Source organism: Psychroserpens sp. XS_ASV72, from assembly GCF_041224425.1.
In the GTDB taxonomy this organism is placed as follows: Bacteria; Bacteroidota; Bacteroidia; order Flavobacteriales; family Flavobacteriaceae; genus Psychroserpens.
The window spans coordinates 243,258-262,121 of record NZ_JBGFGL010000077.1 but is presented as its reverse complement, the minus strand read 5'-3'; the positions used below and the strand labels follow the sequence as shown (position 1 = coordinate 262,121).

Genomic DNA, 18,864 nt, shown 5'->3' with positions numbered 1-18,864 from the left:
AACTATGTTTATAAAACAAGCATTTAATGTAAAACATGAATTCTGGCGATACATCGTTGGATCACTCATTGTTATTGCAGCATCGATTGTTGGGCAATTCCCACTTTTGGGAGCCATTATTTGGAAAGGAGTGCAAGATGGTGGTGATGCCTTTGCATCGTTAGATGAGAGCGCTATATATTCTATGTTGGAGTCTAATCTCTTTTTGTTTTTAATGCTCATTTCTTTTTTAGCAGCATTTGGTGGTCTATACCTTGCTGTAAAGTATTTGCATGGTCAGACTATGACTTCTATTGCCACATCGCGACCTAAACTTGATTGGAAACGTATTTGGTTTGCCTTTATTTTTTGGGGAGTTATTTCTTCAGGAATGATTGTTTTGGACTATCTGTACTTATCACCAGATGATTATTTATGGAATTTTGAATGGAAGCGTTTCGCTATATTATTAGTCATTGCTGTTGCTTTAATACCGTTCCAAACCAGTTTGGAAGAATACTTATTTAGAGGCTATTTGATGCAAGGATTTGGAATGCTAGCAAAAAACAGATGGTTTCCTTTATTGATGACGTCCTTGATTTTTGGAGGTTTGCATATTGCGAATCCTGAAGTTGGTAAACTTGGCTATTCAATCATGATATATTACATAGGAACAGGTTTGTTTTTGGGTATCATGACACTTATGGATGAAGGAACCGAATTAGCTTTAGGCTTTCACGCTGCTAATAATTTGTTTACGGCATTGTTGGTAACAGCAGATTGGACAGCCTTTCAAACACATTCTGTGTTGAAGGATGTTTCAGAACCAACATTAGAGCTTATGGATATGGTTGTACCTGTATTCGTAATGTTCCCAATTATTCTGTTTATCTTCTCCAAAAAGTACAAATGGACCAATTGGAAAGAGAAACTTTTCGGACGCATAGAAGAGCCTCCTAAAGAAGACTACAAGATTATAGAATAAAAAAAAGCGACTTCAAAAGAGTCGCTTTTTAGTTTATTCACTCGCTTTAAATAATATGGCTGCTTTGTTAAAATCTGAAGCCGCATTGATCACTTGACGAAATTCTTCATAACGATTGAGGTCGAACTCATGAGTTTTGTAAAATTCTTCAATGGTAATGATGATTTTATCACCTTCCAATTTATAATTGGATTCAAATTTGGCAGTCTTCTCACCATTTCTTGCGATATAATTCTTATCAATAACCAAGGACTGTAAACCTTCAACAGTATAGCCTTCAGGAATATTAACAATGATTTCATAGTTGTATCTATTCGGATATATCATTTCAATAGGATTGATACGTTCTGTCTCCTGATACAATTCACTTTGGGTACCAATCACCAATCCGATTTGAAAAATATAACTGTCGCCAGCATCTTCCAATAAGGTTTCAGAAGCAATTTTGGTTTTTACCTTAAAAGGTACATTGTATTTAGTAGTATTGATTTCAGTATTAGATTCTTCGTAATCAAGAATCTCTTTGTCTTCAATTCCAGAACCAGTTAAATAATCTTTATAATCGGCAATACCTTGTTCTGTAGAAAAATTCACAACAAACTTGCTGGTTTCAGCCCAATGCCCAAAATAGTCTTGATCTTGCTCTATGATAACACGTTCAAAATCATCTTCAAAACTAATATTCATGTCTCTTCTTATACGACTATATTCAGGATCTTCCTGAACGATTTTAGAAAAATAATGGTCGTTATTTGAATCGATAAACAAGCCGTAGTTACCGAGAATATTAAAAGGTGCTTCACCAATTCTAGACTCAAAACGATCTGGTGCAATGTATTTCTTTTCTGTTGGTAAATAGATTAAAAAATCCCTCAACATGCCAGGTACAAAAAACTCAGGGTCAAACTTGGTTAAAAAACGGTTCGCTGTGATGACAATTTCAAAAGGAACTTCCAAGGCTGTAAGGTATTGTGTGTAGACCTTCATAATACCATAGTCGCTGGCTGAACGGTTCGCCAAGATGTAATTTAAATCTGAAAGTTCAGGGTTGTTATTTTTGACAATGGTATAATTTGACTTGATAAAATTATCTACCATTGCAGCTTTTTCAAAAAGTGTTAAATCAGTTTTGTTTTCTACGATGGCCTCACTATCTTCTTTAGCTTTTTGGGCAATATTGTAAGGAAAAAACTGGTTTCCAATATTGTTAGATACATTGGTCCAAAACATATTTTGAGTGATGTTTTGACCTTTTGGAAAACACTGATATACTACAGCGATATTATTGGCCTTAGGAGTAGCATATTCTTCTTCAACCATAGCAGGAATATCCTTAATGGTTAGTAATTGTGCACGTTTGTTATCAATCTTGATGTTTTCAAACTTCTCAATTGTTCTGTAGGCTTTTACATTGGATTGCAAATCACCAGTAATAAATAAAAATTGTGCTTCGTTGATTTTGTAATCTGCTTGAATGGTTTCAGAACCATACATGTCATAAGCTTTTTCAACTGTATACAGAATTTCAATTTCTGAATGCTCTTCGGCACCTTCAATGGCAAAAATCTTGAAATCACCATATTCTTCAACATTACTGACTTCCTTGATGTTATCTTCGTTTAACAACACGACTTTTCCTTTCGGACTAATCGTGCGTGCTTTAATGTCGACCACTCTTTTGACTTCATACATTGGAATATAGACAGTGTTGTGACGCGCAATGCCTTGATCGTCATTAACTCTAATGATCTTATGTTCAGTTTCAAAACGTTTCGGCTCTGAAGCCAATGGATCAGAATAGTATTCTACGATATGTTTCTTTAATATCGCTACAGAGGAGGCTTTTTCATCTTCATCAGATAACTTATGAAGCTTTGGTTTTTTATTCCAATCATACGTTTTATAATGTTGCGCATAGCTCGCTGTAATTACTAAAAATAGCGATAATGTTATGAGGTTTTTAATCATTATTGTTGTTCTAAAATTATACTTTTTTTGTAGGCTTTTCTAAGGTTTTTAATGAAGTCATTCCACTTCTCAAACCCATCTTTTTTTATGCTTAATGTTTTTACATAAATAGTTTTGGTTTGGGTAATGGTCTTGCCATCATCAATGTAATCAATTTGAAATCCGTAATTAGGATCAGCATAAGCCATTTCTTCTGGAATATAAGAAACTTTATAGCCTTCAGGAATTTCAAAAGTTGTTGAAAAAGATTTTTTAAAATGATAATCAATTTTCTTACTGAACTTACGTTCTTTGATATCAATACTGCTTTTGGAAAGCGTTCGGTCTATATTGAGGTTCAGGTATATTTTATTGCCAATGTTTCTTGTATAACTATCTATCTCGAGATCATAACTAAGCTCTAAAGGTGTAGATGTATTATCGAAGTTAGCTTTGGTGATGTTGTTGTATTTTGTTTTGTTATTGCCTAAGGCCAAGGTTGTATTTAAGTATTCTTCTTCGGTTTTACTATCTTTTTTATATGTGTAGTCTGAAATAAATTCAACTTTATCATAACCCGTCAATAAACGCTTTTCCTGAACTTTTACAATCCCATCTTCCAAAGACATGCTAGTAACGGTTTCTGTGTTGCTTAATTCAGCAGATTGGGCAGGTACTTTAAGAACTTTATAAGTTGTATCATCAATTCCCATTAAAGCTTCCTTGGTTTGAATGAAGGCACTTGGCATACCGAAAGGCACATAACTATCTGTAGCATCCAGAAAAATAGTGTCATTTTCGATAATCGCAGTGGTAATCATATGATCATCAACTGAGGTGGTTGGCAATTCAAAATAGGAGTAAGGTTTGTTTCTGGAACCAATCCACGTTCTATAGGCTTCAATTCCAACATGGTTGAGCATTTCATATAATAAATTAGACATTGCTTTACAGTCGCCATATCGAGAATCGCAGGTAGCAGCTGCTCCAGCCGGAATAAAGCCACCATATCCATCGCCAAACGCAATGTAATTGATGTTATTTTGGACCCATTCAAAAATAGCCTTGGCTTTAGCCTTTTTAGTAGATTTATTATTAGTAATATCATCTGCGATTTTGTAAACCTTTTTGAGATCATTTTTATCAGTTTGTTGTACAAGGCTTACATACCATCTGTAAAGATCATCCAAGCTACCAGACACTCCAATTTTTTCATTTTTGTAAGTGTAATTTTTAATGTAAAGGATGATATGTGGAAGGTAATACATTACAGCTTCACTATCCTCTTGATTTTGATAGCCTTCAGTATTGATGGTATTCCAAGTATAAATAAAACTGTCTTTGGTTTCTTCTTTACTGAATTTAATATCAATATTGTCAGTATTGAATTGTGTAAAACCTAATTCAACATTTTTTGGGAACTCAACTGAAAGTTGGGCACTTTTCGTAGGCACGTAAGTTGCAAAATTATAACCGCCAAGAAAGTGTGGCTCCGAAATAATACGTTTATAGCTCAAATGGGTTTCGGCTCCTTTAGTAACTGCTGGAAACGTAAACTTTTTGTACTCATCATCACTGTAGAACACCATAACATCAAACTCCTGTTGTGTTTCGATATAATCAACATCTATTTTTTTATCAGTCTCAGGAAAGTAAGTAAAGGCTTCAATATCTTCTATTTTTGAAAAACCACTGTAACCAATAGTTTCATTTGCATAGAATAATTTTTTGGAAGTCAAGAATTTACCTTGTTCAACTGTATTCTGTACAATGTTGAATTTTCTATCGTTGAGATTGATTTTGATGTGTTCATGTCGCTTCAAGTAAATGAAATCTTCTTCAGAAAAGTCTTGTGAAAACCCTATTAAGGGCCATAAGAAGAATAACAAAAAATATTTACTCATACTGTATGCATTTAGATTCAAATATAGGCTATTTTTAATATTAATATTTAACTTTGTTACGTTAAAAATAGTATAAAACCTGTATATCTAATACTATACCAAAATGACTCCTACCTTTGATAAAATTCACTTAAAATTTAAGCTAAATGGTATTTCTTATGACCATGATGACCTAAAAGAAGTTGCTTATAGTCTTGTTAAGGAAGGAGAGCCTTATGAGCAGGTTGTTGGCAATTTTTTACTGGATTGGTTAGATGAAAAGGATTATGTTTTGGTGAGAACCTCTGGTACAACCGGATTGCCAAAATCTATAAAACTAGAAAAAAGTGCCATGGTGAATTCGGCTATAATGACTGGTGACTATTTTGGATTAAAGCCTGGTGATTCAGCACTTCACTGCTTGCCAAGTCGGTATATATCAGGAAAAATGATGCTGGTTCGTGCTATGATTCTCGGATTGGAATTAGAGATGGTAGTACCAACATTACATCCACCTTATGATCACCAGAAACCGTATGATTTTGCAGCGATGATTCCTTTACAACTCAAAAATTCGATATCCAGAATCGACAATATTAAAACACTTATAGTAGGAGGAGCTCATGTTTCAAAATCCTTAGTTGAAAAACTACAAGAATTACCAACTCATATCTATGAAACCTTTGGTATGACAGAAACAATCAGTCATGTTGCGGTTAAGCCATTAAATCACACAGATGTTAATAATGATGTTTTCAAAACCTTGCCTCATATTTCCATAAGTAAGGACGATAGTGATTGTTTGGTGATTAAAGCTCCTAAACTTAATTCTGATACGATTGTGACCAATGATTTGATTGAGCTTGTTTCTGAGAATGAGTTTCGCCATATGGGCCGACGTGATAACATGATCAATTCTGGTGGTGTAAAAGTGTATCCTGAGCTCATTGAGTATAAGCTTCAAGATTTGATAGAGCAACGGTTTTTTATCGCTTCAGAATCTGATAAGGATTTCGGGCAAAAAGTAATTATGGTTGTTGAAGGAGACTCTACAGATTTTGATCGTGATATTTTTTCCCAATTGGAAAAGTATGAAGTTCCGAAAGCAGTTTATAATATTCAAAAATTTATGGAAACCGAAACTGGAAAGTTGCAACGCCAAAAAATTCTGGATGTGGTTTTGAGCTAGTTCGCTAAGTCATATATGCAGTTCGCTAACTAGCATTGTTATATTATAATATTTGGTTTTAGTTTTAAGTAAACCATTAAAACCAATCTTATGAAAACAATTGTATTAACTGTCGCAACAATGCTTTGTGCATTTGGTTCCAATACACAGGAACTTAACATAGAAACGAAATCTGTTTCCATAGATCAATTCATTTCTTTTATAGTAAATAACATAGAAAGAAAATCTTTAGATTCTCCTCAAGACATTTCAAACATGGTCTTCTTACTTCAAACTTCTGAGCAAGGCATTGGAACTGAGGAAAAAGTCATTTTGAGGCAAGGATTTAAATTGATTTCTGAACGTTTGACTGAGGATGATTTTATATCTATCTTGACCTATTCAGGATTTAATGGTGTTGCACTTCAACAGTCGTCACCTAAAGAAATGACCACTATAGCTTATACCTTAGAGCACTTAAAACCTAGCGTAAAAGAGTTTCATGAAGATGGAATAGAACTGGCTTATCAATATACTACTGAGCATTTTTTGGAAGATGCTATAAACACCATCGTAATGATTAGAAATCCTTATGCATCTAGTCAAGACAGTGAAGTTTCCCAAAATACAACCTCAAAAAAGAAAAATAATGCTGTGCTGATAACAGCTATGGCTCTGTTGCCAGAATTGATATCAGTAATTAAGGATTGATCTTAGACTTGCAAAACACCCATATTGAATGGTTTTTCAATAGGAGCGTGGTTAGCTGCTTCAATTCCCATACTGATCCATTTTCTAGTATCTAAAGGATCGATCACAGCATCGGTCCATAATCGTGCTGCAGCATAGTAAGGTGACACCTGATTGTCGTAGCGACTTTTGATTTTATCAAACAGCTCCTTTTCTTTAGCCTCTGTGATTTTTTCACCTTGTTTTTCAAGTGAGGCCTTTTCAATCTGCAACAAAACTTTAGCAGCAGAGTTGCCACTCATCACAGCAAGTTCAGCACTAGGCCAAGCAACAATTAACCTTGGGTCATAGGCTTTTCCGCACATGGCGTAATTTCCAGCGCCATAACTATTACCTATAACAATGGTAAACTTTGGTACTACCGAATTACTGACAGCATTGACCATTTTTGCACCATCCTTGATGATGCCACCATGTTCCGATTTGCTACCAACCATAAACCCCGTAACATCCTGTAAAAATACCAATGGGATTTTCTTTTGGTTACAATTTGCAATAAATCGAGTGGCTTTATCTGCACTATCATTGTAAATGACACCACCAAATTGCATTTCGCTAGGCTTGGTTTTAGCACCTTTGGTTTTTACGATATGTCGTTGATTGGCTATAATACCAACAGCCCAACCATCAATACGAGCGTAAGCTGTGATAATGGTTTTCCCATAACCTTCTTTGTATTCATCAAACTCACTATTGTCAACCAATCGCTTAATGATTTCCTTCATATCGTATTGATCAGCACGAGAGCGCGGTAAGATGCCAAAAATATCCTCCGGATTTTCAGAAGGCTTTTTAGATTGAATTCTATTAAAACCAGCTTTGTCATAATCACCGATCTTATCCATGATACGCTGAATTGTTTCCAAAGCATCTTTATCGTCTTTAGCCTTATAATCAGTTACACCAGAAATTTCACAATGCGTGGATGCACCTCCAAGAGTTTCATTATCTATACTTTCTCCTATAGCAGCTTTCACTAAATAACTACCAGCCAAGAATATGCTACCTGTTTTTTCAACAATTAAAGCTTCATCACTCATGATTGGTAAATAGGCGCCTCCAGCTACACAACTTCCCATAACAGCAGCAATTTGTGTGATTCCCATACTGCTCATAACCGCATTATTTCTAAATATACGTCCGAAATGCTCCTTATCAGGAAAAATTTCATCTTGCATAGGAAGATATACTCCAGCGGAATCAACTAAATATATGATTGGCAATCGATTTTCAATGGCGATTTCTTGGGCACGTAAATTCTTCTTTCCAGTAATAGGGAACCATGCACCAGCTTTTACTGTAGCGTCATTGGCAACAACAATACATTGTTTCCCTTTTACATATCCAATCTTTACCACGACACCACCAGACGGACAACCACCATGCTCTTGATACATGTCATTTCCGGCAAAAGCACCAATCTCAATGGAAGGCATTTTGTTGTCCAACAAATAATCAATGCGTTCCCTTGCTGTCATCTTTCCTTTTGCATGGTGCTTTTCAATGCGTTTTTCACCACCACCCAATTTGACTTTTGCTAAGCGTTTTCTTAAATCGGATAACTGTAATTTATTATGATCTTCGTTTTTATTGAAGTTTAAATCCATAGAAAAAATATTTCCACGAATTTACGAAACCCAAAACGGATTAAAAAGTGAATGTTTTGTTAAAATAGTTACATGGAAATATATTCCTTGGAAAATAAATTATTTTGATGTACATTTGTATCAAATAATTAATGACAATGAAACATATAATAGCATTTGCAGGTAGTAACAGTAAAACTTCCATCAACCAACAACTGGTATCTTATGCCAGCTCTTTGGTAGAAGATGTTAATGTGACTATCTTAGACTTGAATGATTTTGAGATGCCACTTTATGGTATCGATTTGGAAAAGGAGCAAGGTATTCCAGAAAAAGCAAAAACGTTTTTGAAACATATTGAAACGACTGATGGTATCATTTTGTCCTTGGCAGAACATAATGGTGCGTATACTGTAGCATTTAAAAATGTATTCGATTGGATGTCAAGATTGGAATCAAAAACTTTTTTTGGAAAACCTATGTTGTTAATGGCTACTTCACCAGGAGCTAGAGGCGGACAATCTGTATTGGGAGTTGCTGCTGAACGATTTCCATTTCACGATGCCAATATAATTGGTACATATTCATTACCTTCATTTAGTAATAATTTTGACAATGGTAAAATAACAAATGAAGAGCTGAACCAACAGCTTTTGACACATATCAAAACTTTTCAAGAAGCATTATAAAATGAAAATCCGTCAATACGATAACAACAATAAAGGAAGGTTTTACATTCAAGCAGAAGGAGTGACAAAAGCTGAAATGACTTACAGTTATGCTGGAAATGATAAAATCATTATCGATCATACGGAAGTCGATGAGTCTTTGAAAGGTCAAGGTGTTGGTTATAAACTATTGGAATCTGTAGTTGAATTTGCTAGGACTCAAAATTTAAAAATTTTGCCATTATGTCCGTTTACGGCTTCAGCATTCAAGAAAAAAACGGAGTATAAAGACGTTTTATTTTAGAGCATGGGAGATTTATCAAAAGACATCAATTCAACTTTCGAAAATTATCGAACCAAAGCATTGCTCAATATAATATATACTGCAAATTGGGTGAATAGCTGTCAGAATGAATTTTTTAAGTCCTATGGCATATCACCTCAACAATATAACATCCTTCGAATTCTCAGAGGAGCAGGAGAGGCCTTGAAGGTTCAAACGATTAAAGATAGAATGTTGGAACGCTCACCAAATGCTACGCGATTGATGGATAAGCTTTGTGCCAAAAAATTAATTGAAAGATTTCCATCTGAAAACGATAGACGAGTCGTGAAAATAGCCATTACAAAACAAGGCTTGGAATTACTAGAGTCTATTCCAATTGATTTCAATAAAGATTTGATAAAAAATCTAAATGAAGAAGAAGCAAAGCAGTTAAGCAATCTGCTAGATAAAATGCGTTAACCTTTTTTTATTATATATTTTCCATGGAAAATATTTGAATATCTTAATAATATGAAAACTATAATACATAAAGCTGAGAGTAGAGGATTTGCAAATCATGGTTGGCTTCAAGCGAATCATTCATTTAGTTTTGCAGGTTGGTTTAACCCTGAAAGAATTCATTTTGGCGCTCTTCGTGTCCTGAATGATGATACCATAGCACCAAAAATGGGCTTTGGTACGCACCCTCACGATAATATGGAAATCATTACCATTCCGCTAAAAGGCGTGCTAAAACATCGTGATAACATGCATTCCGAATGGCAAGAAGTACTACCAGGAGAAGTTCAGGTGATGAGTGCAGGAACTGGTGTTCAGCATTCTGAAATAAACGGTTCTGTTGATGAATATCTAAGTTTGTTTCAAATTTGGATCATTCCAGAGAAACAAGGCGTTGAACCTCGTTACGATCAAAAGCGTTTTAATCCTGAGGATCGACAAGGAAAATTGCAGACTTTGGTAAGTTCGTTTAGTGATACGCATTCCGAAAGTTTAAAAATCCATCAAGATGCGAGATTATCCCGTATTAATTTAAATTCAGGTGATACCTTTATTTACAATTTGAAAAGTGATCAGCATGGAGTTTATATTATGAATATCTCTGGAACTATTGATATTGAAGGACATAAGTTGGAATCAAGGGATGCTATTGGAGTATCAGAAGCAAATGATATTTCAATTAAAGCTAGCGATAATACTGAATTGCTTTTTATTGAAGTACCAATGCTATCACTTTAAGTGATATTTTGAATAGATGAGAATTCAACACCACATTTTGTGGTGCTTTTTTATTTAAAAAACACGATATTTGCATTCACTAACTAAAATAAAATTTCGATAGATGGCAATGAATAAAAATACAGTGTTGGCATGGGCTACCACTATAATGATAATTGTAGGTTTAGGATTAATAGCATTAGGTGCCTTTCGATATGATGAAGTTGCAGGTTGGGGATTTGCGTCGGTAGGAATCGGATTCTTTGCTATTGCTTGGGTGTTTAATGCGTTAAAAGGAAGAGTATAATGAGCGACGATAAAAAAGTCATTTTTTCAATGTCTGGTGTCACTAAGACATTTCAATCGGCTAATACACCAGTACTTAAAAATATCTACTTAAGCTTCTTCTATGGTGCTAAAATTGGCATCTTAGGTCTGAACGGTTCGGGAAAATCAACTTTATTGAAAATCATTGCAGGTGTTGATAAAAATTATCAAGGCGATGTCGTATTTTCTCCTGGATATACAGTAGGTTATTTAGAACAGGAGCCACAATTGGACGATGATAAAACCGTTATGGAAGTCGTTCGTGAAGGCGCTGCAGAAACGGTTGCTATTCTTGAAGAGTACAATAAAATAAATGACATGTTCGGTTTGGAAGAAGTCTATAGCAATCCTGATAAAATGGAAAAGCTCATGAATAGACAAGCCGAACTTCAAGATCAAATCGATGCCTCCAATGCTTGGGAATTGGATACCAAATTGGAAATTGCTATGGATGCTTTACGTACTCCTGAAGGTGATAAGAAAATTGGCGTCCTTTCGGGCGGTGAACGTCGTCGTGTAGCCTTATGCCGATTGTTACTGCAGGAACCAGATGTCTTACTGTTGGATGAACCTACCAACCACTTGGATGCGGAATCTGTGCATTGGTTGGAGCATCATTTGGCTCAATATAAAGGAACCGTAATTGCAGTAACACACGATAGGTACTTCCTTGATAATGTTGCTGGTTGGATCCTTGAACTCGATAGAGGTGAAGGTATTCCTTGGAAAGGAAATTATTCGTCATGGTTAGATCAGAAATCAAAGCGTTTAGCGCAAGAAAACAAGGCAGCTTCTAAACGACAAAAAACTCTAGAGCGTGAGTTGGAATGGGTGCGTCAAGGTGCTAAAGGTCGTCAGACCAAACAAAAAGCACGTTTGAAGAACTACGATAAACTCATGAACCAAGATCAAAAACAATTGGAAGAAAAACTTGAAATCTATATTCCTAACGGTCCGAGACTTGGTACAAATGTTATTGAAGCTAAAGGTGTAAGTAAAGCCTATGGTGATAAGTTGCTATACGAAGACTTAAATTTCAATCTGCCTCAAGCTGGTATTGTTGGTGTAATCGGACCTAATGGTGCTGGTAAGACCACAATTTTCAGAATGGTTATGGGTGAAGAAACACCTGATAAGGGTGAATTTGTGGTTGGTGAAACCGCTAAAATTGCTTATGTGGACCAATCCCATTCCAATATCGATCCTGAAAAAACCATTTGGCAGAATTTTAGCGACGGACAAGAATTAGTTATGATGGGAGGACGACAAGTAAATTCCAGAGCCTATTTAAGCCGTTTTAACTTTTCTGGAAGTGAACAGAATAAAGCTGTAAAATTGCTTTCTGGAGGTGAGCGAAACCGACTTCATTTAGCAATGACACTTAAAGAAGAAGGTAATGTATTACTTTTAGATGAGCCAACTAATGATCTTGATGTCAATACATTACGTGCTTTAGAAGAAGGTCTTGAGAATTTTGCAGGCTGTGCTGTAGTTATTAGTCACGATCGTTGGTTTTTAGATCGTATCTGTACACATATTTTAGCATTCGAAGGCAATAGTCAAGTGTATTTCTTTGAAGGAAGCTTCTCCGATTATGAAGAGAATAGAAAGAAACGTTTAGGTGCCGATATCATGCCTAAGCGAATCAAATATAAGAAGCTAGTACGCTAATAATAAGCATATACCAAAAAAAGCCAGTTTCTAGAAACTGGCTTTTTTTATTTATGTTATAATTTGAATTTAATTATTGGAATCGTAAAGGTGTCCGTCAGTAAAGTCCTTATATTCTTTATCAACATCAGACTTATATTTGCTTCGATCCATCAAGCGTTTATTTTCGGCTTTTAATTTGTACATTTTAATAACTGCAATGCCAATAAAAAAAGCAAAAATAACAGCAGTAACAATAAGTACTATTGTGAGTTGCGTTGTACTAACGAGAGGGATTGAAGCTAGAATAGAAACTAACATAATGTTACGAGTTTAGTTAGATTTGGTCCTCAAATATACGATTTAAATCCAAATGCCAACTATTTAATAATAAAAAAGTTACATTTTAACATTTACAGTTCATCGGAATTATCATACCAATCAACTAGTGCTACTTCTATGCTATTGTCAGCTTCATTAACCATAGATTTAAAGGAATCTACATCACTTAATCCTTCTGTACCTCGATAATGATATGGATATACCTTTTTAGGTTTAAAATCCAATACAGCATCTGCTGCACTTTCAACAGTCATAGTGTAAGGAAGGTTCATACAGACAAAAGCAATATCGATATCTTTAAGATTTCGCATTTCAGGAATATCTTCAGTATCTCCGGAAATATAAACACGTTCCTCACCTAAGGTCAGTACATAGCCATTGCCTCTGTTTTTTGGATGGAATTTTAAGGCTTCCTCTCTAAGATTGTACATCGGAATCGCCTCAATAGTTAATTTTGCATCACCAATCGTATAATTTTTGCTTTCAAAATTACTTAAAATAGAAGCCTGTGCTTTTAAATCATCAGGTAATTGGTCCACAACCGCTTGTGGTGCAATAATTTTCGAGTTTGCAGTCTTTACCGCTTGTAGAGTTTCTACATTTAGGTGGTCACCATGAATATCGGTAACCAAAATAAGTGTTGGTGGTTTTTGACCTTCAAAAGCTTCGGCACCACCAACTGGATCCACATAAAAAACAACGTCTTTATATTCCAAGGCTAAAGTTCCGTGGGAAATTGGATGAATTGCAACCTGGCTTTCCACTTCTTTAGCTTCATCTTCTGAGTCCATCTCTACTTCCATGATTTCCTTTTCAACATCGCTTTCTGATTCTGTTTCAGATTTTTTGTCAGTCTTACATGCCATTATTAGTAAGCATAAGGCAAGAGATAAGGTTTTTAAAAATTTCATATTTTTTTGGTTTTTACTAAAGATAACCACAAAAGACGAAAGAATAAAGTTTGTAACATTTTTTTAAAACACACTACTGATATTTTAAGCACTTTAAGTTTCTAAAATCATAATTTTTAACGAAATTGCTTACCCTAAATTCAGTTCAATTATTTAAATACTATCAACTATGTCTGACGATTTTGACTTATTGGAAACCAATTCTAACGAAAAAAGCGAAAAAGTAGATGTCAATTGGGGAAAAGCCATTGACACTATGAAATCTAAATTAGCACAGGAGGATGATCCTGAAAGTCGTCAGAAAATCTTAAATGCCACGCTTGATGATGTTGTTAAGATGGCAGAGCAAGACCGTTCCACACTTTTGGATGCCATTAAGGATCTAACCGATTATCAAGATGAAGTCGGTATTCTTTTTGAAAAATTCTCTTCCCTTAATGCTGATGAGCAAAAAGTCATTGATGATGCTATCAAGCGTTTGGAGCGTGCCAAAGTCGAACTTGAAGATGCCGAAGCAAAACCAGATACCTGGTGGAATAACCTATGGGGACGAAAAAGTAAAATCAAAAAGGCGCAAGATGAACTCGCACAAGCTCAAAAAGAACGTGATGCTGCCGACAATAAGGCAAAAGCCATGTTTCAGGAACGTATTGAAACGGCAGATGTTCAAACCCTATTAAGTGAGTTAAGCTATAAATCACAAGCTGCCGTTACACGTCTTAAGAATCGTGAGGTTGAAATCAAGGAAGTTGAGGATAAATTGCAAACGGCTATTGTCGAAGCGACTAAAAATCACACCAAGGCTCTTGAGAAAAAGAAAGAGGTAGAGGCTAAGCTTGAGGAAAAGTATGCGGCTTTAAAACAGGCTAGACAAGCTTTGGAAGAAATAGCCGATAAACAATCGGCTGAGTATGCACAAGCCATTGGTAATGTCACAACTCTCGAACAGGAAGTTGAGGAACTTGAAGGACTTAAAAATGCTTACACAACTCTAGCGGCTTCAAAAGATAGTTTTGTACATAAGCATAACTTGACCATTAAGGTATTGACTTCTTTACGAAGTAACCTGCAAACGCATCGTGCGAAATTGAAGAGTGATACTGAAGAGCGACTCAAATACTATGATGGTTATGTGGTGGCTTTAAAAGCAAGAACCGATCAGGAATTTGCTGCTATCCTAGAGCATTTAGGTGTGAAGACCGATGAACATATCGGTGAAACTTTAGCATCTATGCATACGGCTAGTGCCAAGGCTCGTCAGGAAATGATGGACAATATTCCGGTTCACGAAAAAGTAATGCAAGGTGTATACAGTAGTTATGCTGAAGCCTTACAGGAAATTCGTGCTAAGGATGTTGATATCCAAAAGAATTTCGCTGAGCGTTATGGCATCGATATGAAAGAGATTTTTGAAGATTACTATAAAGCTGAAGCGTCTCAACCTTCTGGAGACGATGGTGATGCCAACGACGCACCAAAGCCAGAAGGTGATAATGATGACTTATTGAGCTAAACTTTTGAGGGCGTTTCCCTCTGACGCTTTTGCGACAGAGGGTCAGGCTTTCTTGGCTCGCTCTCTTCGAGGAGCTCAAACAACCCATTCAATCCTTAACGCAAACCTTAAATTATTTGCTTTCATTATAGATTATGATTGTAACTCCATTAGATTCCGCAATATTAGATTCTAAAGAACAGTACATATTCTACCATAAAATGGTGGATTTTGTGCTCAAGGGATTGATTGTGAGCATTCAAAAGGAAAAGCTATGTACCGAAAAGGAATTGGTGTTCTTTAAGCAATATTGTGATTTGCTCTTGTATTCCATCGAAGCCATGCGTATCAAGTATATGTATGACGAAGAGGATAACATGAAAGTCGATCTTACTGAATCTGGATTTCCAAATTATTTGGAATTCCGTTACCTCTTTAATGATTTGTCCTTACGTAATAATTACATCAATAAACTAAAGGATGTCAGTGAACTTCAAGAGGAGTTTCTCGACCAATTGTTAAAACGTAAAGAACCCATTAGCAGACATAAACTATTTCAGGCGGCTTCTATCGTGTATTATACCTCAGTAGAGCAGAAGTATATTTTTAACCGATTTGTTCAAGGGAAAATCATTGAAGCTTCAGATACCGCTTCAGCGCAATACATGACGAGTTGGAGTTTTTTTGATGTCGCTCATAACCGACCGTTTGTTTGCTACATGTATTTTGATTTTGATGGAAAATCGGTTGAGAGTGCAAAAAACAGTATCTACGAGGTACTTAAAAACACGGCAGACCGTAAAATGGATTTGGATACTATGGCGTATGGCATCGATAGAAAATTAACGGATGTAAGACCAAAGCATATCAAACGTATTGATCTGGGACCCTTACACAATGTATTCGCAAAAGATGAAAATGAAGTGACACATACGATTTTACAAAGTATAGCCAGTAAAGACATTCCTTTGGAATCTTATGCAATGACGATGAAAATAGATGAAGTCTATTCAGGTAGTGAATTTACCGAGGGTGGTTACTTCAGTAAACAAACCCTTCAAAAATGGAGTGATGTGATTAAGCAACAGTATGTGTTTGCGCCACATCGTATCATTCAATTGTTGTATAACAAAAACCCAGAAGTCATGAACCGTTTGGCAAAACCACCAATTGAAATGCCAAAACTTGTTTTGAAATAAAAAAGAGAATTGGTAGTAACTCAAAAATCAATGACTTGTCATTCTGCGCTTCGACGCAGAATCCATTAATAATGAAAGAAAATGGTCATCAATATTATGTATATATACTTTCAAACAAGAAAAATGGAACTTTATATATTGGAATGACCAATAATTTAGAAAGACGAATATTTGAACATAAAAATAAATTGGTTGATGGTTTTTCGAAAAAATATAGACTAAACATATTAATCTATTATGAATTATTCCATCAAGTAAATGATGCCATAAAAAGAGAAAAACAATTGAAAAACTGGAATCGACAGTGGAAAATTGATTTAATAGAAAATACAAATCCTGCGTGGACCGACTTAGCATCAAAATGGAAATATTAATAGATCCTGAATCAAGTTCAGGATGACAAAAATTGTAATACTATAATAATAACAAAATTAAAATTTACTGAATCAAACTATAATGTCATTCTGCGCTTCGACGCAGAATCTACAAGTTAAAATAATATAAAAACACAATATGGAACACAACTCAACATTTCCTATAAATCAAAATGAACTTGATATGCTACGCGATGAAGCTACATCATACATTAAAAGTGTGCAATGGGAGCAAGGTCAGCGTGCAAAGAATAAAGATAAGGACGCTAAGGATGAATCCATTTTATTGTATTTATCTCGTGCAAAAGGAAATGGTGGCGCAGGAACGTCTTCAGTCTCCAAAACCATTTTGGAATTAAAAAAGCGATTACTACCTGAATCCATTGCGATTCCTGTATTATTGAATCAAACACTTTATGCCGTTCAGGAAGGCTTAACCTTAGGGATTTGGATCAAGGATAGCTATTATGATGCCTCTGGATTATCTACTTTATCTGAAAACAAATCTGCTTTAGACCGTTCAGGAATACGTGAGTATGAAAGTAAGATGCAAACGGCTACGGCTTTTATGCTATTCTCTACAGCTTATAAAATCCTTCATGATTTACGTACTGTGGCTTCCGATGATTTGAGTGTGATGAAAAACAAATTTGCTGGCATTCCTGAAGTATCTCTTATGTCACCTCTTAAAGGAATTTCCTGTATGCTGTTTTATTACGACAAGTATCTCGATCATCCTGAAATGATTAAATCCGATAAGGATGTTGTCGATTTTACGGTCGTCTTTTTTGAAGCCTTGATTGCTGAAATCCAAATGCGTAAAAGTAATTTGGAATATACTGAAAGTATTACCGATAGAACCTACAAATTAGAAAACTCCGAATTTGCAGTTTCAGGATGGGACAATGTGTTTCAAGGTGCTGCCAAAAGTGTAGAGTTTAATAAAATCCAATTTGAACAAATCGTGGGTAATAGAGATGCCAAGCATTTTGCGCGACGATTGACCGAGCGTATGCTGAGCTACGATTTTACAGCCAAAAAGAATCCGTTTCAGGAATTAGGCGGATTTATGCCGGTATTTATGGGCTATGGCATTCCTGGTACAGGAAAAAGTATGTTGATTGCTGCCATTGCCACGCGCTTAAAAGAACATTGCGACCATTTGGATATTCCATTTCTGTTTCATCCAATGCCAGACACATTGATTTCAACTTTCCAAGGCGGTTCCGCAGAAAAGATGGTAGAGTGGATGAAACCACTGCAAGATCCTTCAAAATTGATTTTTGCACCAATTGATGATGCCGAAAACAACTTACAGGAACGTACTGCTCAAGGAGTTTCGGCTGGTGTTAAGGAAGTGATAGGAGTGTTCTTGAGATATACGGAAGGTGCTTATGCGGTGAATTATGGCAACAGTTCTATTGGATTGTTTACCAACTTACCTGAAATGTTGGATAAAGCGGTCATTTCTCGTGTGCAAGGGCGTTTTAAAATTGATGGTGCTCGTACCGAACATGACTTTTTAGATCAAGATCATTTGTGGTGGCGAAAGTTTGACGATACCATGCCAGATTTCGTGAACATGCAAGGTCCTGAGAATTATAGCTATCTTCAAAATCAAGGTCTGGCCAAGAACATGGGAGAAATTTTGAAGCTAACAGATAAACCAACCGAAGAACGTGTTCTTGAGGTGTACGAAAAGGTGGAAAAAAGCTTTAGCACGAATCAGCACTTATTCTTTGCTAATTTATATAAAGAGATTCAAAAGATATTTCCTTTCTTCTCCTCTCGTGATGTGAGGAATATTCAAAGCGCCATCTCCTTGCGTTTAACGGATTTTGACTTGGAGGAAGACTGGTTCGAAAATCCAGAATACTATTTCAAGAAAGACTACGAGACCAAATTCAATATGCTACAGGAATTGATGCGAGCCAATATGAAAGGCTTGGATTTTTCTGAAATCAGGCGACAAGAAGTGGTGCGTTATCTCGATAATGTGGCTACGATTGCTGATACTGATTTTAAACGTAAGGTAGATGCTAGGGTAAATCAGTTAAATATCGATTTGGAAGCTCGAGAACAATTTCAGAATAAACAGTAAC

The 18,864-nt window shown here is 35.7% G+C and carries 18 protein-coding genes; 13 read left to right on the top strand and 5 right to left on the bottom strand.

Going from position 1 to position 18,864, the window contains the following annotated elements; translation table 11 throughout:
- Positions 1–4: 4 nt before the first annotated feature.
- Entirely contained in the window at positions 5–964 is a 960-nt protein-coding gene (locus tag AB9K26_RS10040; RefSeq protein WP_369972436.1) for a lysostaphin resistance A-like protein, read from the top strand.
- A 33-nt stretch (positions 965–997) separates the two neighbouring features.
- Here AB9K26_RS10040 and AB9K26_RS10035 read toward each other — a convergent pair whose 3' ends face one another.
- Positions 998–2,932 carry a hypothetical protein gene (locus AB9K26_RS10035; RefSeq protein WP_369972435.1) on the bottom strand — a complete coding sequence of 645 codons (1,935 nt, stop codon included), beginning with the start codon at positions 2,930–2,932 and terminating at the stop codon, positions 998–1,000.
- Positions 2,932–4,815 carry a DUF3857 domain-containing protein gene (locus AB9K26_RS10030; RefSeq protein WP_369972434.1) on the bottom strand — a complete coding sequence of 628 codons (1,884 nt, stop codon included), beginning with the start codon at positions 4,813–4,815 and terminating at the stop codon, positions 2,932–2,934. Before AB9K26_RS10030 ends, AB9K26_RS10035 begins: the two co-directional genes overlap by 1 nt.
- Positions 4,816–4,918: 103 nt before the next feature.
- On the opposite strand from AB9K26_RS10030, the gene AB9K26_RS10025 reads away from it, so the two are divergent.
- Positions 4,919–5,983, top strand: a complete 1,065-nt coding sequence (locus tag AB9K26_RS10025) for an AMP-binding protein (protein ID WP_369972433.1) — start codon at positions 4,919–4,921, stop codon at positions 5,981–5,983.
- Positions 5,984–6,073: 90 nt separating this feature from the next.
- The gene (locus tag AB9K26_RS10020; RefSeq protein ID WP_369972432.1) at positions 6,074–6,673 is read left to right on the top strand and encodes a hypothetical protein; all 600 of its coding nucleotides are present in this window, start codon (positions 6,074–6,076) and stop codon (positions 6,671–6,673) included.
- 2 nt (positions 6,674–6,675) lie between these two features.
- On the opposite strand, the gene AB9K26_RS10015 is transcribed toward AB9K26_RS10020, so the two are convergent.
- Positions 6,676–8,319, bottom strand: coding sequence for an acyl-CoA carboxylase subunit beta (locus AB9K26_RS10015; protein ID WP_369972431.1), 1,644 nt, complete (start codon positions 8,317–8,319; stop codon positions 6,676–6,678).
- Positions 8,320–8,456: 137 nt separating this feature from the next.
- On the opposite strand from AB9K26_RS10015, the gene AB9K26_RS10010 reads away from it, so the two are divergent.
- The 6 genes from AB9K26_RS10010 (at position 8,457) to ettA (ending at position 12,465) form a co-directional block, all read left to right on the top strand.
- Positions 8,457–8,987 (top strand): NADPH-dependent FMN reductase, encoded by a 531-nt coding sequence (locus AB9K26_RS10010; protein WP_369972430.1) that lies wholly within the window; start codon positions 8,457–8,459, stop codon positions 8,985–8,987.
- Between the two features lies 1 nt (position 8,988).
- A complete protein-coding gene (locus AB9K26_RS10005) occupies positions 8,989–9,270 on the top strand; it encodes a GNAT family N-acetyltransferase (protein ID WP_369972429.1) in 282 nt (93 codons plus the stop codon).
- Positions 9,271–9,273: 3 nt separating this feature from the next.
- Positions 9,274–9,711 carry a MarR family winged helix-turn-helix transcriptional regulator gene (locus AB9K26_RS10000; protein ID WP_369972428.1) on the top strand — a complete coding sequence of 146 codons (438 nt, stop codon included), beginning with the start codon at positions 9,274–9,276 and terminating at the stop codon, positions 9,709–9,711.
- A 51-nt stretch (positions 9,712–9,762) separates the two neighbouring features.
- On the top strand, positions 9,763–10,488 hold the full coding sequence (locus AB9K26_RS09995; RefSeq protein ID WP_369972427.1) for a pirin family protein: 726 nt from the start codon (positions 9,763–9,765) through the stop codon (positions 10,486–10,488).
- Between the two features lie 103 nt (positions 10,489–10,591).
- Complete coding sequence (locus tag AB9K26_RS09990) at positions 10,592–10,774, top strand: CAL67264 family membrane protein (RefSeq protein WP_369972426.1); 183 nt, start codon at positions 10,592–10,594, stop codon at positions 10,772–10,774.
- Complete coding sequence (gene ettA, locus AB9K26_RS09985) at positions 10,774–12,465, top strand: energy-dependent translational throttle protein EttA (RefSeq protein WP_369972425.1); 1,692 nt, start codon at positions 10,774–10,776, stop codon at positions 12,463–12,465. The genes AB9K26_RS09990 and ettA overlap by 1 nt, the downstream gene beginning before the upstream one ends.
- Positions 12,466–12,534: 69 nt before the next feature.
- Here the strand turns inward: ettA and AB9K26_RS09980 are convergent, their stop codons facing one another.
- Positions 12,535–12,765 (bottom strand): hypothetical protein, encoded by a 231-nt coding sequence (locus tag AB9K26_RS09980; protein ID WP_369972424.1) that lies wholly within the window; start codon positions 12,763–12,765, stop codon positions 12,535–12,537.
- Positions 12,766–12,857: 92 nt separating this feature from the next.
- Positions 12,858–13,697, bottom strand: a complete 840-nt coding sequence (locus AB9K26_RS09975; protein ID WP_369972423.1) for an MBL fold metallo-hydrolase — start codon at positions 13,695–13,697, stop codon at positions 12,858–12,860.
- Between the two features lie 169 nt (positions 13,698–13,866).
- On the opposite strand from AB9K26_RS09975, the gene AB9K26_RS09970 reads away from it, so the two are divergent.
- The 4 genes from AB9K26_RS09970 to AB9K26_RS09955 all read left to right on the top strand — a co-directional run bounded on the left by AB9K26_RS09970 (position 13,867) and on the right by AB9K26_RS09955 (position 18,863).
- On the top strand, positions 13,867–15,210 hold the full coding sequence (locus AB9K26_RS09970; protein WP_369972422.1) for a microtubule-binding protein: 1,344 nt from the start codon (positions 13,867–13,869) through the stop codon (positions 15,208–15,210).
- A 134-nt stretch (positions 15,211–15,344) separates the two neighbouring features.
- Positions 15,345–16,388, top strand: a complete 1,044-nt coding sequence (locus AB9K26_RS09965) for a hypothetical protein (protein WP_369972421.1) — start codon at positions 15,345–15,347, stop codon at positions 16,386–16,388.
- A gap of 35 nt (positions 16,389–16,423) precedes the next feature.
- Positions 16,424–16,762: a GIY-YIG nuclease family protein gene (locus AB9K26_RS09960; RefSeq protein ID WP_369972420.1), complete on the top strand. Its 339-nt coding sequence runs from the start codon at positions 16,424–16,426 to the stop codon at positions 16,760–16,762.
- Positions 16,763–16,901: 139 nt separating this feature from the next.
- A complete protein-coding gene (locus tag AB9K26_RS09955) occupies positions 16,902–18,863 on the top strand; it encodes an AAA family ATPase (RefSeq protein WP_369972419.1) in 1,962 nt (653 codons plus the stop codon).
- Position 18,864: the final 1 nt, after the last annotated feature.

Bases quoted from the DNA above. Each gene is read 5' to 3' on its own strand.
- AB9K26_RS10005 (WP_369972429.1), top strand. From the start codon at position 8,989: ATGAAAATCCGTCAATACGATAACAACAATAAAGGAAGGTTTTACATT.
- AB9K26_RS10030 (WP_369972434.1), bottom strand. From the start codon at position 4,815: ATGAGTAAATATTTTTTGTTATTCTTCTTATGGCCCTTAATAGGGTTT.
- AB9K26_RS09990 (WP_369972426.1), top strand. From the start codon at position 10,592: ATGGCAATGAATAAAAATACAGTGTTGGCATGGGCTACCACTATAATG.
- AB9K26_RS10015 (WP_369972431.1), bottom strand. From the start codon at position 8,319: ATGGATTTAAACTTCAATAAAAACGAAGATCATAATAAATTACAGTTA.
- AB9K26_RS09980 (WP_369972424.1), bottom strand. From the start codon at position 12,765: ATGTTAGTTTCTATTCTAGCTTCAATCCCTCTCGTTAGTACAACGCAA.
- AB9K26_RS10035 (WP_369972435.1), bottom strand. From the start codon at position 2,932: ATGATTAAAAACCTCATAACATTATCGCTATTTTTAGTAATTACAGCG.
- AB9K26_RS10020 (WP_369972432.1), top strand. From the start codon at position 6,074: ATGAAAACAATTGTATTAACTGTCGCAACAATGCTTTGTGCATTTGGT.
- ettA (WP_369972425.1), top strand. From the start codon at position 10,774: ATGAGCGACGATAAAAAAGTCATTTTTTCAATGTCTGGTGTCACTAAG.
- AB9K26_RS10000 (WP_369972428.1), top strand. From the start codon at position 9,274: ATGGGAGATTTATCAAAAGACATCAATTCAACTTTCGAAAATTATCGA.
- AB9K26_RS09995 (WP_369972427.1), top strand. From the start codon at position 9,763: ATGAAAACTATAATACATAAAGCTGAGAGTAGAGGATTTGCAAATCAT.
- AB9K26_RS10025 (WP_369972433.1), top strand. From the start codon at position 4,919: ATGACTCCTACCTTTGATAAAATTCACTTAAAATTTAAGCTAAATGGT.
- AB9K26_RS10010 (WP_369972430.1), top strand. From the start codon at position 8,457: ATGAAACATATAATAGCATTTGCAGGTAGTAACAGTAAAACTTCCATC.
- AB9K26_RS09975 (WP_369972423.1), bottom strand. From the start codon at position 13,697: ATGAAATTTTTAAAAACCTTATCTCTTGCCTTATGCTTACTAATAATG.
- AB9K26_RS09955 (WP_369972419.1), top strand. From the start codon at position 16,902: ATGGAACACAACTCAACATTTCCTATAAATCAAAATGAACTTGATATG.
- AB9K26_RS09970 (WP_369972422.1), top strand. From the start codon at position 13,867: ATGTCTGACGATTTTGACTTATTGGAAACCAATTCTAACGAAAAAAGC.
- AB9K26_RS09965 (WP_369972421.1), top strand. From the start codon at position 15,345: ATGATTGTAACTCCATTAGATTCCGCAATATTAGATTCTAAAGAACAG.
- AB9K26_RS10040 (WP_369972436.1), top strand. From the start codon at position 5: ATGTTTATAAAACAAGCATTTAATGTAAAACATGAATTCTGGCGATAC.